Consider the following 18417-nt stretch of genomic DNA (forward strand, 5'->3'; position numbering starts at 1 on the left):
CGGAGTTAAAAATGAACGATATTAACCAACACAGTTTTTTAGAATTAGGTAGCGTAAGACATATTCAAAGCGAGCAAGAAGCACTTGAGATTGCAAATGAGGTGGCAGATCAACTGAATCAATTTGCTCGAGATCCAAGTTATAACAAGACTGTCCCTTATGATCAGGCGCGTTTAATTTCAGAAGCTGGTTTAACCGCGATTATTGTGCCCAAGCAATTTGGAGGCTTAGGTGCCAGTATTTCAACCTTGGTCAATGTGGTGAAAATTATTTCATCTGCCGATGGTGGTGTAGGGCAGTTATTACAGATTCACTTCACTATGTTCCGAGGAATTTTAACTGGCTATGACGATGAAATTCGTGATCAATTACTTGCCGATGTATTAAGTGGAAAGCGTTTAGGCAATGCACTTGCAGAAGTGGGAGGCAAAGATAAGTTCCAGCATAAAACACGCGTAGAAAGGAATGCAGAAGGACAATTAATTCTAAACGGCAGTAAGTTTTATTCTACGGGCTCTTTACTTGCAGAATGGATTTCTTTATTTGCGGGTAGTGATGATGGACCAGTCTCGATTTTAATTCATCGAGATACAGAGGGAGTAGAGTTGCTTGATGACTGGGATGCAATGGGACAAAATAATAGCGTCAGTGGCACTGTTAATTTTAAAGATGTGATTGTTGATGAACGTTATATTGCTAAGCGGAATACTGGTGGTTTAGGCACGGTTTTACGTACGGGACTCACTTGGCCTCAGATTTTACACGCTGCAATGGACACAGGAATTGCCAAAGGGGCATTACAAGGCGGGATTGATTATTTACAACATCATGCTCGACCTTGGGTAGAAAGTGGGGTCGATTCACCTACACATGAATCTCATATTATTAAACAAATTGGTGAGTTTGCTGTTTTGGTCCGTTCGGCTGAGGCATTGTTAGATCGTTCAGCACAAATTTTTGAACAGCATTTGGCAAATGTAGAAGATGAAGACTTACAAACGGAACTGATTTTATCGGTTGCTGCTACTCGTAGTCAGTCTGATCATGCATCTTTAAAAATTTCGAGTGAAATTTTTGGATTACTCGGCGCAAGTTCAACCTTATCGAAATGGAATCTAGACCGTTTCTGGCGTAACGCACGAACCCACACCACGCATGATCCAATTCGCTGGAGGCTATATCATGTTGGAAATTATTATTTAAATAATATTCCACCAGGAGAATACAACTCGGTACTTCTGAAGAAACAGGCGGAAAATGTGACTAAATTTAATAAATAACCCGAGTTCGAAAGTAAATATGATACTCGGAAACGTCATCTGCAACCTGCATGGTTTAAACAAGAGGCTGTTTCTACGAGAGGTTTTAATAAATCCAAGAAAAGAACAGGTTTTGCAGATGACAATGCCTTTGGTTACTTTGGGCGAAACCAAAGTAACTCCAGCTGAAAGCTAATCCTAAAATTGGATAAAACTCGATAAGACTCCGTTAAAATAATTGTTGTTAAAGAGATTAACATTACCGATGCTAACTACTACGATAGTTTAGGGTTACTTGAATTTGGATGCTAAAAATAAAAAAGGTTGTCATCAAGACAACCTTTTTGTTTTGAAGTATTAAGCCACTTGAGCTTGAATAGAAATATCCTGCGCCAGCCATTCACGAACATTAATCTGTGCAGGAATAAAGTTCCAGCGGTATAGAAAGTCACTCAGGTCTTGTAAAGCAACAATAGAAGTCTCATCAAAGTTAGTGTTGAGTTTCAGATGCGCATCTGCACCATACGCCGCATGAACCCATTGTTCACTGCTATTACACTCTTTTGCCAAATAACGATGGGTTTCATCGGGATGGGCATGAGCCCATTGTTCTGCTTGTAAAACAGCATCGACAATCGCTTGGGCTTGCTCTGGATATTGCGTTAGAAAATCTTCATCAACAGTGAGCGTTCTTGGTGTTCCATTATTAGAGCGTAGAATAGGGTCTGGATGTGAGCCAATATCAATAATAGTATGCAGGGCGAAATCATGAGCAATTTGCGCAGCATGTGCACCTTTTAGGAAAATAGCATCGACATCACCTTTAATTAATGCCACGATTTCTGCACTTGCATTAATTTTGTTACGATTACCATAAAAACTAGAATCATTTTCTTCAGGCTGTTGTTGCTGTGCAGCTAAAATATCTGCTCGTAAACAATCGACCAGCTCAAGATCGCTCACCTTCAAATCCACTATTTTTAAGGCATTCTCTAAACCACGAATCGCCTGTGCACGTGAGAAATCAATAATTGCATCTTGATTCAGTGGAATACCAAAACGTTTGCCTTTTAAGTCTGCAACAGTTTTGATGTTTGAATCGTAGCGTGTTAATAACAATTGAACTTCATCAGCCCAAGATAAGCCAATCACTTTGGTTTTTTGACCAGATGCATATGCCCAAATTGCAGGAATACTGCCGCCATGTCGAACTGAGTTGGCAAGGGTATGGTTAAAATGGGAGTTACGAATATCTTTGGAGTTTGATTCTCGAATTGATTTTATTTCAATCTGCTGCTCATTAAATTTTTCTTTGAGCCAACCTTTTTGAATTGAAATGCCTAGACCAGTTGGTACGGGGCAGCGTGTATACCAAAGTGTGTTTAATGGTTGAGTTTGAAGTGTTGTCATCGTGACATCCTTTTGTGGTTTTCATGCTTTAAAGCAAAATTGATGCCACTCATTAATTTATTGATATTTATAAATTATTTTTAATATCTTTTTTTATGATGTTGATATATCAAATTTTGTTGCGATTACAACACAAGAATTGCGTTGGTGTTTTAAAAACAACACCCCCATAAATAGCGCTCTATAAAAACAATATAAAACAATAATTTAAAATATTTTTTAAGGTCATTAATTTGGCATGAATCTCGCAATAAAACGGAATCTTAAATTTTTACTATCTTTTATGTTTAAAAATTATCCATTACTACGAAGTTTGGCTTTATATCGTTTTATGCCATTTCGTTTCTTATTGACGGCAACCTTATTTGTTATTGCGAATATAGGGTTAGCACTTCAACAGTATTCAATCGGACATGCGATTGATACCTTAAAACATAGTGAACGAGAAACCTTATTTCAGCATGCTATCACTGATCCTTTAAATCCTTGGTTTTGGTTCATTCTACTTACGAGTATTGCCAGTATTAGAGCTGTTATTCAGTATTTGGCAGGGTTAAGTGCTTTAACCATTGGCCAGCAACTGCTAAGTATTTTAAGAGAAAGAATCTTTAGTCAAGTACAGCATTTAGATGTTTCATGGCACTGGAAACATGGGCTAGGAGAAGTATTATCTCGTACAACACGTGATTCAGATAAATTAAAAGAAGCACTCATCAATTTTTGGCGACAAGTGTTTGAGTCAAGCTTGGTTGTTACCGTAACTGTTGGACTCTTGTGTTGGTATCATCCTTGGCTCGGCCTAGTTCCTTTATTATTTATTTTTTTAGGGCTTTGGGTTCTATTTAAACTGACCAATGAATTGGTGGTTCTGGACCATCAAGTTGCATTTGCATATGAAAAAGTCAGCGATACCTTGGCAGAGAGCGTGAATGGAATTCGGGTAGTTAAAGCTTTTCAACTCGAAGAGAAACTTTTACAACATTTTAACCATGCTGTAGATCTATTTATTCATCATTCTATTCAGACCATCAAGACAAGTGCGAAAAGGTTGCCTATTCCACAAGTGATTATTGCAGGTTCATATTTATGGGTCATTGCTTTTGGTGCTTATTTAATTGGTCAAAATCAGTTACAAGTAGGGCAATTTGTTGCTGCCATTCTCATGGCAAATTTATTGGTGTTTCGTATTGAAAGCATTGGTCAGGTCTTACATATTTTTGCTGATGCGCGTTCGTCTGCAACAAGAATCTGGCAAATGCTAGATGAGAAGTCCGCAATTAAAGATCAACAATATCCTCTAACATTGCAATGGCGTGATGGGTTAAGCATTAAATTAGAAAATGTCAGCTTTCAGGATAAAACAACAAAAAATTATATTTTAAAGCAATGCAGTGTTGAATTTCGAGCAGGTCAAATCGTTACTGTTGTCGGTAAGACAGGCTCAGGTAAAACGACTTTGATGAATTTACTCAATCGGTTTATTGACCCAACAGAAGGACAAGTTTTGATTGGTTCTGAGCAAATGGGATGGACGAACATTAAAGATTTAAGCCTATTTGAATTACGTCATTTGGTTCAGATCATTCCTCAAGAAAATTTCTTTTTCAGTGGCACACTGGCAGATAACTTAAGAGTTGCTAAACAAGATGCAACGGAGCAAGAGATGAAAGAGGCTTTACATTTAGCTTCTGCATCTGAACTATTACAAAGACTTGATCATGGTTTAGACACGTTGATTGGGGACAAGGGCGTTACTTTGTCTGGAGGACAAAAACAACGACTTGCCTTAGCCCGTTCTATTTTAAAAAATTCGCCAATTTTAGCGTTAGATGATTCTACCAGTGCCTTAGATGCGACTACAGAAAAACAAGTTTTACAGCGTCTATCAGCGCTGTCTGATGATGGAAATCATTTTAAGAAAACAATCATTATTAACTCTAATAAACAAACCACGATTGCTTTATCTGATCGCGTTATTGTGCTTGATCAGGGTCATATTATTGCCCAAGGCTCGCATGCTGAATTGGTTCAAGATTGTTTGTTTTATCGAGAGTTGATGGGTTTTCAGTTAGAGCAGCAGGAGATTGATGCATGAATACCAGTGTTAAAAATTTCCGCCCATTTACAAAATCAGCTGATCTACAAATTGAAGAAAATTTGGCAAATACCTCAATTCATAGAGGCATGCTAAAAAAACTTATTCCTTTAGTTTATCCCATCCGTTACTTGCTACTTGCTTTAATCGCAGTAGAAATTTTACAAGTGATGAGCGTTTTTGTTCGGCCTTGGGTGGTGAAATATATTTTAGATTCGGGCTTTCAACACATTGCTGGAAAAATGGTATTGAATCAGCCTGTTTTATTCATTTCGATTAGCATTTTAACCTTAAGTTGGATTTGTCGTTTTGCTTTAGCTGGCGTATCAAAATATCTTTCAGGCCGAGCAGCTTTGAAAGTGATTAATGGTTTAAGGCGGTCGTTATTTCAGCATATCCAAAGTTTAAATATTGGTTATTTTGATCGTACCAAGGCTGGCAGGATTATTTCACGGGCTGATCGTGATGTCGAAACACTAGAGCCTGTTTTAATACAAGGACCACCAGAGTTACTTTCGGCAATTTTGCGTTGTGGATTAGCTTCAGTACTGCTTTGGCATATCTATCCACCATTTTTCTGGTGCTTATTTGCGACGCTACCCATTTTATTTGGTATGACCGCTATTTTTAAAAAGTCATCACAAAAACATTGGGGACGAGTTGCGGAGGAACGCAGTCGATTTACTGCTCATTTGGTTGAAACAGTAAATGGAGCAAAAATCATTCAGCAGTTAAATTACACTGAAACCAATCAATCTCGTTATCAAGAGTTATTAAAAGACTTTAATAACTCTATTATTTATGGCAGCAAGCGGACCAGTTGGTTTGCTCCCTTTACAGGTTTGCTTTCGACTCTAGCTACTGCCGGATTCATTGTGATTGGTAGTTTTGCTTATAGTGACGGCATGATTAGTATAGGACAATTTGCAGAAAGTATTTTCTATGTGTTTTTATTCTTAGCGCCGTTGCAGGAACTGACTGATCTATTTGAACGTTATGCCAATGGAGCGGCATGTGCGCAGCGAATATTTCTACTTTTAGACACTCAATCTACGATTCAAGAACAACCGAATGCTGTGAAGCTTGAACATTTAAATGGTCATATTCGTTTTCAGTCGGTAGATTTTGCCTATACCAACAAACCTGTTTTACAAAACTTTAATTTAGACATTGAAGCTGGAAAAATAATTGCGATTGTAGGGCCAACAGGACATGGCAAAAGCACCATGGTTCAGTTACTAACGAGATTTTATGAACCCCAGCAAGGTGGAATTTTTCTAGACCGTTATCCAATACAGAGTATTCATCTTGCAAGTTTAAGACAGCATGTGAGTATTGTTTTACAAGATAATGTTTTATTTAGTGGAACAATTTTAGATAACTTACGTCTAGTTCAACCTGATGCTTCAGATCAGAAACTTATCCAAGTTATTGAAGACTTAGGAGCGGATGAGATATTGCAACAACTGCCGCAAGGCTATTTAACCGAAGTTGGGGCGCTTGGTAAAAATCTTAGTCATGGACAAAGACAACTTGTTTGTTTAGTTCGTGCTTATTTGGCAAACCCCAAAATATTAATTCTAGATGAAGCTACCTCTGCAATCGATATTTATACTGAGCAAAAAATACAATATGCGCTCAGACGGCTATGCCAAAATAGAACATGTATTGTCATTGCACATCGGCTGAGTACCATTCGTGAGGCCGACAAAATTGTTGTGATTGAAAATGGCCATGTCGTAGAAGAAGGTTCGCATGAGCAGTTAATACAGCAGCAGTCAGCTTACTTTCAGTTATATCAGTCATATTTACAAAACCAACTTGTTTAAACGATTTGCAAATTTCACAACTGTAGTTTTATAAACATTTTTTTGAATCATTGTTTAAATTTAAACAATGATTCTTTTATTTAATCTCCTTAATATATTGATAATAAATAATAAAATATTTGGCATCGGCTTTGCTATATCGGTCTAGATCGTTAAGGAAGCCAATATGCGTACATATTTTTCTCAATTCATTCTTCACTCCTCAATTTTTGCACTGAGTACACTCACTGCCTCAATTACTTTGGCAAATGATCAAAAGAATTTGCCAGAGAAAGAGGATGCCATCACATTACAATCTGTGGTTGTTACAGGCTCTAGACGAGCAATTAGTAATTCTCTCGATGCACCTGCACCCGTTGATATTTTAACTGCCAAAGAGTTACAAGAGACTGGTGCAACTGATCTTGCAGCAGCGTTAACACGGCTTTCTCCTTCGGTGACTTTACCGAGTTCTCCTGCAGGTGGGTTTGGGGCATCGGTTCCGCCAAGTATTGCACTTAGAGGATTATCTGCTGATCAAACTCTAATTTTAATTAATGGAAAACGTCGTCATACATCCGCTTATTTCACCCGCCAAGCCTATGCAGGTGGAAGAGGCGCAGCGGTAACTGACCTAAGTTTAATTCCAGTGAGCGCGATTGAGCGTATAGAAATCTTGCGAGATGGAGCTGCCGCACAATATGGGTCAGATGCAATTGCCGGTGTCGTTAATATTATTTTGAAATCACGAGATCATGGAGGTGGCGTAAGCTATCAAACAGGTGGCTATACTCAAGGAGATGGTGAACAACATAAAGTTAATCTTTGGAAAGGTTTTGCGCTCCCTAATGATGGTGCATTGACGGTTGCATTAGATTTAGGCAAACGTGAAGCGGCAAGTAACACGGCACCTGATACGCGAACTTTTTATGATGGTTCAACCAAGGCTCAATATACAGAACAAAATACACCCTATAGAACGTGGAAATTTGGCTCCCCCGAACAAAAAGATCAAATCAATGTGACTGCCAATCTAGATTTGCCTTTGACAGATGACGTTGCACTTTATGGTTTTAGTAGCTATGGCCATCGTAAAACAATAGGGGAAAACTTTTATGAGCCCCCAACAACCAAAACATTACTGAATCAATCCAGCTATTTTAAAGAACGTTATCCAGATGGACGCTCGCCATTGAGCTTAGTCACTGTAGATGATTTTGCAACGACAGTTGGAGTTAAAAAAGGAGAGCAAAAGTCAGGTAAATATGATCTTTATGCGACCTATGGACAAAATAAAGTCAGCACAGAACAAGGCAATGGCATTAATCCAAGTTACGGGCCAAATTCTCCTTCAAACTATGACTTGGGTGAAAATATTTTTTCACAATTAAATACAGGGCTAGATTATAGCCGTGATATTGCAATTGACTGGTTAGCAAGCCCACTCACGTTATCTACAGGGGTTTTATATCGTTGGGAGCAATATAAGCAAAATGCAGGTGATCCAATTGCCTACACCCGCGGTCCATATTTCAATCCAAGCACAACTTTAGGCGTTGGTGTTCCGGGAATATATGCAGGAATTACAGATCAGGATCAACGAAAAATCAGCCGTGATGTTTACGGTGTCTATTTAGATTTAGAAGCAGATATTATTAAAGACTTGAATGTCGGGGCAGCAGTCCGGAGTGAAAAATATTCAGACTTTGGATCAACAACAAACGGAAAATTATTTGCTAAATATGATGTATCACCTAAATTTACGGTACGTGGTTCAGTAAATACAGGCTATAGAGCGCCGTCATTGGCACAGCAGGGCTATTCGGCTTATAGCGTACAAACAGTGCAGACCCCTTCAGGTTGGCAAGATGTTCAACAAAGAACTTTAGTTGCAGGAAGTGAGGCGGCTTTACTCATTGGCGGAACTGCTCTTAAACCTGAGAAATCGACGAATTATTCTTTAGGTTTTGTTTGGAAGCCACTTGTTAATACATCGGCTACTTTAGACCTTTATCAAATCGATATTAAAAATCGTATTTTGCTTTCAGACAATATTACTGGAAGTGTAATTACCAATGCTTTTGCCAATACACCATATTCAAATATTGCCAATGTGGCGTTCTTTAATAATTTACTAGATACACGTACTCAAGGCTTAGAGCTCGCGCTTAAGCATGATTTAAACCTTGAACAATATGGCAAGTTAAATCTGAACCTGGGGCTGGCATATAACAAAAATGAAATTACCGAAAGTAGAGATTCTATTACCGCAAAAGGTGAACGAATTCCTGTTTCAAGCATTGCAGGACGAAATACACAAAGCCTCATTGAGTCTGCTGCACCGAAAACAAAGCTAACGCTTGGCGCACTTTGGTCAAATCAGACATGGAGCGTGAATACAGCAGTCCGTCGCTACGATAAATGGACCACTTTAAATAATACCAATACTGCACTAGACCAAACCTTTGACCCTCAATGGATTGCAGATTTGGATATTGGCTACAAAGCGGATGCATTCGTGAAAGGCCTGAAACTCAATTTAGGGGCAATCAACTTATTTAATAGCCATCCTGATCAAGCCAAAGATTCTTCGGTCGGCAACATTGTCAAATATAGTTTTAATGCGCCTGAAGGAGCATTTGGAACGTATTTATATGGCCGCGTAAGTTACGAATTTTAAATCAAAAATGATGAGACAGTTTTTAAGGTAAATAACAATGCAACATACTTTTTTATCAACTTTATGCAAGTTTTCTTTAATCACAACGATGTTAACTTCAAGTTGTTTGGTGACCGCTCAAAAAGCTCCAGCGCCAGAAGATAAATATGGAGATGGCCGAGTTTCCGAGTTTTATACATGGAAATCGGCTATTCCTGAACAGGCAGGAAAATTATTAAAAACAGAAGCGATTCATAATCCTTATATTCGTTTAGCAAATGACAGTCAGGCTATTCGGATTCTCTACAGTTCTACCAGTGGTAAAGATAGCAAAACACCTATTGTGGTTTCAGGAAGTATTCACTTACCAAAAGGAACTCCACCGAAAGAAGGTTGGCCAGTGGTGTTATGGGCTCATGGTACTGTAGGTTTGGCCGATGCTTGTGCGCCGTCTTGGAGTGGACGATCATACCGAGATGTACAATATTTAAATCGTTGGCTTAAAGAAGGTTTTGCTGTCGTTGCCACAGATTACGAAGGGTTAGGTGTTGCAGGACCACACTTGTTAATTAATAACCCAATGCTGGCTTATAGTATTTTAGATAGTGGTAGAGCTGCTTTAAAAACCAAGTTACCACTTGCGAATAAGTTTGTGATTGTTGGCCAATCACAAGGAGGCGCTGGGGCTGTTGCGGCTTCTTCCTACTCGGCAACGTACGCACCTGACTTAAATATTAAGGGTTCAATTGGTACGGGCGTGATTTATCAAGATCCTGAAGCGACGCCTGAAAAAAATCAGTTAAAGTTAAATCCTTACGAAGTCAGCCCATCACTGGCTTATGGCATCTATAGTTTTTTAGTGACACAAAGTTTATATCCAGAAATTAAAACAGACGATATTTTCACGCCTGAAGCTGCTCCTTTAGTTGAACAAGCAAGAAATGCCTGCTTAACAAGTTTTATGGGAGATATTCAAACCGCAGGGCTTTCGCCAGCACAAGCATATAAACCTAATCCGCCGGCAAGCTATAAAAAACTGCAAGAGAAACAGTCAAATGATTATGGTTATTACCCTACATTAAAAATTAGTCATCCATTATTTATTGGGACAGGGGCAAATGACCGAACTCCAGATGCTCGTTCTCAAATGAAGCTGGTGGCAGATGCTTGTAAAGCAGGTACAGTGGTCGAAGGTCATTTGTATCATGGCTTAGGACATAGCGAAACTGTTAATGCTTCCTTAAAAGATTCAATTCCGTTTGCTAAAAAGGTGATTGCGGGAGAGAAAATTCAGGCTATTTGTAAACCTGACTTGCAATAAAAGATGGACTAAAGATTTTCTCACTAAAGAAAATCTTTATTAAAAAAGCCGCTCTTCAAAGATATTGAATGAGCGGCTTTTGCTTTAAATATTTAAGCGATTTGTTTTAATCTTTTGGCTGCCTCTTCACGTACAGCGGGGATAATATAACGACCATAATCGACCGTATCATAGATCGGATCGTAGCCCCGATTTAAGAAAGTCGTCACCCCTAAATCTACATAATCAAGTAATGAGGCAATAATGGTGTCTGGTGTACCAACAAGGGCAGTCGTATCGCCATAAGCTCCAACAGCAGTTGCTGTTGGCATCCATAATGCGCGGTCATGTCGATCACCTTGCTGGGCTGCTGCTAATAAGCGCTGTGAACCGATACCTTTGATTTTATGTCCCGATAATGTGCCGTTATTTTGAAAAGTCGGATTATTTTGAATATCTGCAAGAATCTGTTCTGCTCGTTGCCAAGCAAGTTCTTCGGTTGCACCAATAATAAGACGTACAGATAAACTAACAGGAGGCTGTGGTTTATTGGCTTTTTCTGCTGCGAGCTTCAATTTAGTAATTTGCTCTTTTACTCCAGCCAGTGGTTCACCCCATAGTGAATAGAGATCTGCATGGCGGACTGCAATATCATAAGCAATGTCTGATGAACCACCGAATGAAATCGGGATTGTACCGTTGACAGGCTTTAACGGGCAAAAAGCATTATCTAACTTAAAGTATTTACCTTCATAACTAATCGGTTGATCGCTTTTCCAAAGTTTCTGGATGATATCTAGATATTCACCCGTCCGCTCATAGCGCTGAACTTTATCAACAATATAATCACCTTCTTGAGGCTCCGCTGTAATTCCCGTAATTGCATGTAATCGGATTCTTCCACCACCTGTAGTATGGTCAAGCGTAGCAAAAGAACGTGCAGCAAGATTTGGAGTGAGGAGTGCAGGACGATGGGCAATCATAAATCCAAGACGTTCTGTATGTTGGGCAAGGTATGCCGCGATTTGTGCACTGTCTGGGCTGGTTGGCCCGCTAGCAATTAAGACTTTATCAAAACCCGCATATTCATGTGCCCGTGCGTGGTAACGTAGATATTCGAGGTCAATTTTATGGCCAATTCGTGTTCCTTTGGTTTCAGACCATTGGTTAGGGAAAACCATACCTACAAATTCGATGCTCATTATTAAACCTATTTTGTGGATTTTAAATGAATGAGCAAAATAAATGCCAAACTTTATACCTATATAAATCAAATATAGGAATGGATTATAATTTTTTAGAGTGTTTGGATTTAATCAAAAACACAACATTGTGTTTGAGAAGCAACATATCATAAAAAAAGAATTGTGTTTATTTTTAATTTATAAGAGAAAATATTTTCAGAATAAATTAGATGAATTTTGGATTAAATATATTTATTTGTTATTTATTAAAAAACACACTGAAATGTAATATAGCCTTTTAGAATGCTTATATCATAAGTTTTATGGGGTAATTATGAAGACCTTTTTAGATAATGATTATAAAGTAATTACTTTGCCTGATAATGGTGTTCCTGTAAAACCAATAAGAGCAAAAGCAATTATCTTTTCAGATCAGAACTCCCGTAAATTATTAAATCAAGTTGAAACGATTGCTCCAAGCTCTGCTAGTGTCATCATTCAAGGAGAGTCTGGGACAGGTAAAGAGTTAATTGCACGCGAAATTCATTTGAAAAGTGATCGTAAAAATAAGCCTTTTCTTGCGGTCAATTGTGGTGCTTTGGTCGAGACTCTTGCCGAGTCTGAACTGTTTGGCTATGAAGCTGGTGCTTTTACGGGTGCAAACAAAACTCGAGCTGGTATTTTTGAAACGGCCGATGGTGGTACTTTATTTTTAGATGAAGTAGGTGAGTTGCCTCTATCCTTACAAGTTAAGCTGTTAAGGGTGTTGCAAGAAAAAGAAGTCGTACGCGTGGGTGGTCGAAAACCAATCCCAATTAATGTCCGCATTTTATCGGGGACACACGTTGATCTACGTAAAGCAGTAGCAGAAAATAAGTTTCGTCTAGATTTATATTATCGCTTGAACGTGGTTGTGCTTAATATTTTGCCACTGCGTGAACGTAAAGGAGATATTTTACCTCTGGTTGATTTCTTCTTAAGTTCATACTCTCAGAAGCTCATTACGACTAAGCCCAATATCAGTGATAGAGCAAGAAATGCGCTGCTGAACTATAGCTGGCCAGGCAACATTCGTGAGTTAGAAAACAATATTCACTATGCTTTGCTCGTAAGTGGAGGTAAAACAATTGATCTTGAGCATTTAAGATTTTCTGAGGAAACGGGTTCTGCCGTGCTACCAGACAATGACCTTATTCAAGAGTTTGAAAGTATTTTGAAGCGTTTGTTTCAAGAATATGATGGGGAAGCATGGCATATTATTGAAGATAAAATAGTAAATACTGCATTTTCAAGTTGCTGGAACAATCAGGTCAAGACAGCAAAAATGTTAGGCCTATCGCGTAACGTTTTACGTAATCTTTTATCAAGATATAACTTACTACCTAATAAGAATGAAAATGAAATTGCTTAAGGGTTTTACATAAAAAAAACATCCATTTTTTAATGGATGTTTTTTTGCGTTGTGAATTTTGTGACCCATAAACCCAATTCAAATAACAACCACATTGGGACTGCAAGAGCAAGCATGCTAAAAACATCAGGAGGGGTAATAAACATTGCAATAAAAAAGAAGAATACAATGATGTGCTTGCGATGTGCTTCTAGCTGTTGAATAGAAATAAGGCCAATAAAAATAAGAATATAAGTTAAAACTGGAATTTGAAATGCTAGACCAAAAGCAAGAAAAAGCTTTAAACAAAAATCCAGATAGCTATTGATATCCGTCATAGGTAACACATTATCGGGCGATGCCAATACGAAGAACTTTAAAGCAAGTGGCAAAATTAAAGTATAGGCAAACACAACTCCTAAATAAAATAAAAGGTTACTCGAAATCACGAGTGCTATACCGAACCTTTTTTCTTTTTGATAAAGTGCGGGAGCGACAAATTGCCAAAATTGATAAAGAATAAAGGGAATGCTTAGTAAAATCGCAAAATAAATATTGAGTTTAAATGGTGCTAAAAATGTACTCATCACATCTGTTGCAATCATGGTGGAGTTGCTAGGAAGCAATGAAATTAAGGGATGAGCAAGAAAATGGTAGTTCTTCTGAGCAAGCGGAAGTAATAATAAAAAAATCGCTAAAACTGCACCAATGCTATAGATCAGCCGTTTTCTTAATTCTTTTAAATGTTCGCTATATTTCATTTCAGTGAGGCTTTCACTGACAATATATTCCGTCATGCGGCTTGATCCTCACTGAATTTATTGGCTATTTTAAAATGAGCTAAAAATGGTGTCTTTAACTCATCTTGTGAAAGGGTATAGATATAGTCATTGATGCGCCGTGGTTTGGCTTTTTGTTCTGTAAAAACAGATGTTTGTACATTTTCAATTTCTTGTTGCATAAGAGCGAGTTGTTGTTTGAGCTGCTCTTCATTTTGTTTTATTTTTTGCAGCTCTTCTTGCATGACTCTCTTAAGTTCGATCAGGTCAAGTTCGTTTTCAATATCATTTTGAATTTTACTAATTTGGTTTTTAACTGCTCTGTATTTGAGGAGAACTGATCTTAACGTGTGAGGAAGTTTTTCAGGTCCTAAAATAATAAGCGCAATAATTGCAAAAGCTAATAACTCTCCAAAGCTGATATTAAACATAATACTAAATCACTCATATTTTATTTTGTTTTTCATTATGTGATTCGAGTGGACTGATATCTTTGTATTGCTGGTTTTGCAATAATTTCTGATCATCAGAGTTAACTGAATCTTTAAAGTCTTTAATTGCACCACCTAAATCCTTACCTAGATTTTTTAACTTTGAAGTTCCAAATAATAAAACAACAATCACTGCAAATAGCAAAATATGCCAAATAGATAAACCCATTTTCTCTATCCTATATTAATTAAATGTAAAGAGTATTAATATCACGATATTATCTGTTTTCTAAATCACATTAATATCGATCAATATTCAAATTAATTATGCTGTGTGATCTAGCATATTAAGTGCCTGATTACGGAAACCAAATAAAAGTTCACTTTCTTTATGACGAGGATGTGTCAGCGGAACGTGAATAATTTCTTTAATTTTTCCTGGCCGGGCTGACATCACAATGACACGGTCTCCGAGATAGACAGCTTCTTCAATATCGTGGGTGACTAAAATCATGGTGATTTTTTCGTGTTGCCAGATACGCTGAAGTTCAGCTTGTAAGTGACCCCGTGTGATGGCATCTAAAGCGCCAAAAGGCTCATCCAAAAGTAAAATATCGGGTTTATTGACGAGTCCGCGGGCAATTGCAACACGTTGTGCCATGCCACCAGAAAGCTCATGTGGATACGCCTTTTCAAAACCCTTCAGCCCGACAATTTCTATATGTTCATTTACCCGTAAATTTCTCTCTTCACGGGTGAGTGGAGTCTCTTCAAGTGCTAAATGGATATTTTCAAAAACAGTAAGCCATGGAAGTAATCGGTGTTCTTGAAAGATAAGACCTCGCTTTAAATCTGTGCCTTTTATCTGAGTTTGATTCAGTAAAATTTCACCGTCATAGTCTTGATCTAATCCAGCAATAAGACGTAATAGTGTTGATTTTCCACAGCCACTACTGCCAACAATTGAGATAAATTCACCTTGTTCAATGTTGAGATTAATACCATCTAAAACGGTCAAAGTATTTTGATCACGTTGAAAAGATTTATTGAGTTTTTTAATAGAAAGTAGTGAGAACGACATTTAAATTCCTAACAATATTTTTTAAAAAGACAAATTAGGTACGCCATTGCAGCAGGCGTTTTGAAATAAGATGAATACTTATCGTCATAAGGGCCCCACAAAGGGTAACCGTTATGGCGCAAACCAACAGAATATCCATTTCGGCATTAATCTCGGCTTTCATCATTAAGTTGCCAAGTCCCGCACCTGCATTGAATAGCAATTCACTTGCTGTAGTGGTGATCCAAGTAAAGGGCACAGCTAAATTTAGACCAGTTAAAATATGGGGTAGGGCTTGGGGAAGGCGTATTTTTTTAAATTTTCGCCAGAATGAAAATTGATAAATACGTGCGATTTCATCGTATTTTGCATCATTGTGGCTAAGGCCCTGAAATGTATTAATCACTAATGGAAAAAACGAGGCAAGCGCGATAATAAAGATTTTTGCTTCTTCTCCATTACCAAACCATAAGGCAATTAAAGGTGTTAAACCCAGTAACGGAACTTGTCGAATACTGTTAAATAGTGGAGAAACTAAAGCATTTAAAACTTTTGAATAGGCAAGCAAAGTACCTAAAATTAATCCACTTATCGAACCTAAGATAAATCCAATTCCAGCTTTTTTAAGACTTGCCCACGTGTTTAGCCACAATTCACCTGTTTCAAGCAATTTAATAAATGCGAAATAAATGTTTTGCAAGGGAACAAATGCATAGGCATGACTGGCGCCTAAGCTTGAGTTGTATTGCCATAAGCCTAATAACAATAATGGTAGTACTAAGCCTTGTATTAAAATAATTGGCCGTTGCCATGCCTGTTTTAAAGTAAAAGAACGCTGAGACATTATTTTTCCCCCTTACTAAGCTCAGGTGAGATAAAGCGTTGTTCCACTAAACGTAAAATTTTATCTAAACCAAACCCGACCACGCCTGTGATAAACACACCAACCATCACAACATCTAAGCGCAACATTTGACGTCCTAGCTCCATCATTTGTCCAATACCCGTTCCAGCTGCCAGTAGTTCAACGGCAACTAAAATCAGCCATGCACGACCAAGTGCAATACGTAGTACACCAATTAACGGCGGGAGTATGGATGGAAGAATAATAAGCCTGAGCCAAGCTCGTGTTTTAAGCTGGTAGATTTGTCCTAGTTCAATATATTTTTTGGGAATATTTTTGACTGCATCGGCTGCTGCTAACGCTATTGGAAAAAAGCAGGCTTTAATAATCAGTAAAATTTTAAATAACTCACCAATTCCAAAAACTAGAATAAAAATAGGAATAAGGACAAAGATTGGAATTTGATAAAAAACGTTAAATAAAATATAGGTATAATTGCGAAAGAGAGTATTTGCCCCGTAAGCAATACCAAAAGCAATTGCACTGATTGCTGCAATAGAAAATCCCAAAAACAAACGTGAAAGACTATCTTTGAGATGCATTTGAAGCTCACCGCTTTGTAACAACGCGATGAAAGTATTCCAGACAGTTTTAGGTGGCACCAAAATTTGGGTTGGAAAAATCTGTAAAGAACTGATCAAATGCCAAATGAATAATACTAATAAGGGTGAAATCACAGAGAGCAACCCATACACCTTTTTAGAAGAAAATTTCTTACGGAGTGGGGTTTTAAATAAAACGTTATTTTGCTCAATAAGCGGCTTTACTAGTATTTTCATTGTCTAGTTTCCCTGCTTATTTGAAGCATGATTCGCCTGTAAATTTTGAATCGCTTGACGGGTAAACTTCGGATTCAACAGTTCATCTGCTTTGATTAGTGTTTGAATAAGCTGATTTTTCACAGCGTGATCAATGACTTTTGAATAATGCTGTTTCAGAAAATCGACTTGATAGTCTGGAGACCAGTCTTGTTGCCATGTGCTTGCCGTATTCTGGCTTTCACGTTGAATCACACTAAGAGGTTGGCCAAACTTGGTTTGACTTTGCTGAAACTCATCTTGATGGTGAGCAATCCAGTCCATTGCACGTACTGTCGCATCCGCAAGTAATTGTGTGGTATCTGGATGTTGCTCAATATAACTTTTGCTACCCCAGAGTTCGGCACGCATTTTCCAGTCTGCTGGCAAAGATTGTGATGACCAAATAATTTTACCCAAATGGCGGTCTTGTAAAGTAAGCGCATCGCTTAAGGTAAAAAAGGCATCTACACTTTTGGCAGATAAAGCCGCAGCCCCAGCTTGCGGATTTAAATTCACAATTTGAAAGTCTTTTAGGCTTAACCCTTTAATTTGTATGAGTTGTCCGAAGTTAATTTCCCACGGACGACCACGATGTAATGCAATTTTTTTACCTTTTAACTCTTCAATAGATTTAATAGGTGAATTTTCTGGAACAATAAGGTAGACGTTATTACCAATACCTCCAGGTACAACAATTTGAGTTTTAACGCCTGTGGCATTAAGAACTACAGCAGGAAGGTTCCCATAAAAAGCAAAATCGATTTTATTATTTAGAAAACTTTCATTAACCAGAGTTGCTACAGCAGCAGTGGTCACAGGTTCCCATTTTAATTCAATGTGATTTTGCTTTAATGCTTTTAGAAAAATTTGATCTTGAGAAATGAGTTGTGGCACACCAATAAAGTCCAAACTACCTGAAGTGCCATTGGCAACGACAGCAATTCGGAGTTGCTGCTGTTCAGACTGTTTTGGGGTGGTCTCTTCTGTTTTTTGTGCGCCACAAGCAACAACACCCAAAAAACTAAAACCTAAAAGTAGACGTGGAAAAATACGCATATCATCATAAGAATTAAAAAATATATGGGGATTGAGCAAGAACCAAGCCAATAAAAATAACTAAAATAAATCAATTAATTATAATTTTTTAGAATTATTATTGAGGTTAAATGCCGCCGTTGTGTTGTGATTGGGACACTCTTTAGCGTTTAAGTGTTGAAATATCAACACAGCCTTTAAACTCATTTTTTTTAATATTCATATAAAACAGTAGTATAGCTAAAAATTAATTTAAAAAAATAACGGCATGATTCCTGCTCATAAGACTTTTAACGAATTAAA

General features: G+C 37.8%; 15 protein-coding genes. 6 read left to right on the plus strand and 9 right to left on the minus strand.

The genetic code is table 11. From position 1 onward, the window contains the following. The first annotated feature begins 11 nt into the window (after positions 1–11). Positions 12–1280, plus strand: coding sequence for an acyl-CoA dehydrogenase family protein (locus RMA94_RS13660; protein ID WP_021510746.1), 1269 nt, complete (start codon positions 12–14; stop codon positions 1278–1280). Positions 1281–1616: 336 nt separating this feature from the next. Here the strand turns inward: RMA94_RS13660 and RMA94_RS13665 are convergent, their stop codons facing one another. Continuing rightward, complete coding sequence (locus RMA94_RS13665) at positions 1617–2669, minus strand: ABC transporter substrate-binding protein (RefSeq protein WP_000209743.1); 1053 nt, start codon at positions 2667–2669, stop codon at positions 1617–1619. Positions 2670–2952: 283 nt separating this feature from the next. Here RMA94_RS13665 and RMA94_RS13670 point away from each other — a divergent pair, with 283 nt between their 5' ends. The 4 genes from RMA94_RS13670 (at position 2953) to RMA94_RS13690 (ending at position 10552) form a co-directional block, all read left to right on the plus strand. After that, positions 2953–4764, plus strand: coding sequence for an ABC transporter ATP-binding protein (locus RMA94_RS13670; protein ID WP_311083410.1), 1812 nt, complete (start codon positions 2953–2955; stop codon positions 4762–4764). Further along, complete coding sequence (locus RMA94_RS13675) at positions 4761–6593, plus strand: ABC transporter ATP-binding protein (protein WP_311083412.1); 1833 nt, start codon at positions 4761–4763, stop codon at positions 6591–6593. The genes RMA94_RS13670 and RMA94_RS13675 overlap by 4 nt, the downstream gene beginning before the upstream one ends. A 166-nt stretch (positions 6594–6759) precedes the next feature. Next, entirely contained in the window at positions 6760–9252 is a 2493-nt protein-coding gene (locus RMA94_RS13685) for a TonB-dependent receptor (protein WP_311083415.1), read from the plus strand. Between the two features lie 88 nt (positions 9253–9340). Then, positions 9341–10552 (plus strand): lipase family protein, encoded by a 1212-nt coding sequence (locus RMA94_RS13690; protein ID WP_192833734.1) that lies wholly within the window; start codon positions 9341–9343, stop codon positions 10550–10552. A 92-nt stretch (positions 10553–10644) separates the two neighbouring features. Here the strand turns inward: RMA94_RS13690 and RMA94_RS13695 are convergent, their stop codons facing one another. Further along, complete coding sequence (locus RMA94_RS13695) at positions 10645–11733, minus strand: LLM class flavin-dependent oxidoreductase (protein WP_005131911.1); 1089 nt, start codon at positions 11731–11733, stop codon at positions 10645–10647. Positions 11734–12049: 316 nt separating this feature from the next. Between RMA94_RS13695 and RMA94_RS13700 the strand changes: the two genes are divergently transcribed. Next, on the plus strand, positions 12050–13126 hold the full coding sequence (locus tag RMA94_RS13700; RefSeq protein ID WP_000846949.1) for a sigma-54-dependent Fis family transcriptional regulator: 1077 nt from the start codon (positions 12050–12052) through the stop codon (positions 13124–13126). A 29-nt stretch (positions 13127–13155) separates the two neighbouring features. Here the strand turns inward: RMA94_RS13700 and tatC are convergent, their stop codons facing one another. The 7 genes from tatC to RMA94_RS13735 form a co-directional block, all read right to left on the minus strand. Next, entirely contained in the window at positions 13156–13902 is a 747-nt protein-coding gene (gene tatC / locus RMA94_RS13705) for a twin-arginine translocase subunit TatC (RefSeq protein ID WP_311083417.1), read from the minus strand. After that, positions 13899–14315, minus strand: coding sequence for a Sec-independent protein translocase protein TatB (gene tatB, locus RMA94_RS13710; RefSeq protein WP_311083419.1), 417 nt, complete (start codon positions 14313–14315; stop codon positions 13899–13901). The genes tatC and tatB overlap by 4 nt, the downstream gene beginning before the upstream one ends. Positions 14316–14328: 13 nt before the next feature. After that, positions 14329–14544, minus strand: coding sequence for a Sec-independent protein translocase subunit TatA (locus tag RMA94_RS13715; RefSeq protein WP_013197898.1), 216 nt, complete (start codon positions 14542–14544; stop codon positions 14329–14331). A gap of 96 nt (positions 14545–14640) precedes the next feature. Continuing rightward, positions 14641–15396: an ABC transporter ATP-binding protein gene (locus RMA94_RS13720; RefSeq protein WP_311083421.1), complete on the minus strand. Its 756-nt coding sequence runs from the start codon at positions 15394–15396 to the stop codon at positions 14641–14643. 34 nt (positions 15397–15430) lie between these two features. Next, positions 15431–16219 (minus strand): ABC transporter permease, encoded by a 789-nt coding sequence (locus tag RMA94_RS13725; RefSeq protein ID WP_311083423.1) that lies wholly within the window; start codon positions 16217–16219, stop codon positions 15431–15433. After that, a complete protein-coding gene (locus tag RMA94_RS13730; protein WP_311083425.1) occupies positions 16219–17058 on the minus strand; it encodes an ABC transporter permease in 840 nt (279 codons plus the stop codon). Before RMA94_RS13730 ends, RMA94_RS13725 begins: the two co-directional genes overlap by 1 nt. A gap of 3 nt (positions 17059–17061) precedes the next feature. Then, on the minus strand, positions 17062–18135 hold the full coding sequence (locus tag RMA94_RS13735; RefSeq protein ID WP_311083427.1) for an ABC transporter substrate-binding protein: 1074 nt from the start codon (positions 18133–18135) through the stop codon (positions 17062–17064). Positions 18136–18417: the final 282 nt, after the last annotated feature.

The sequence above is a fragment of the Acinetobacter sp. V115_6 genome, from assembly GCF_031799025.1.
GTDB lineage: Bacteria > Pseudomonadota > Gammaproteobacteria > Pseudomonadales > Moraxellaceae > Acinetobacter > Acinetobacter pittii.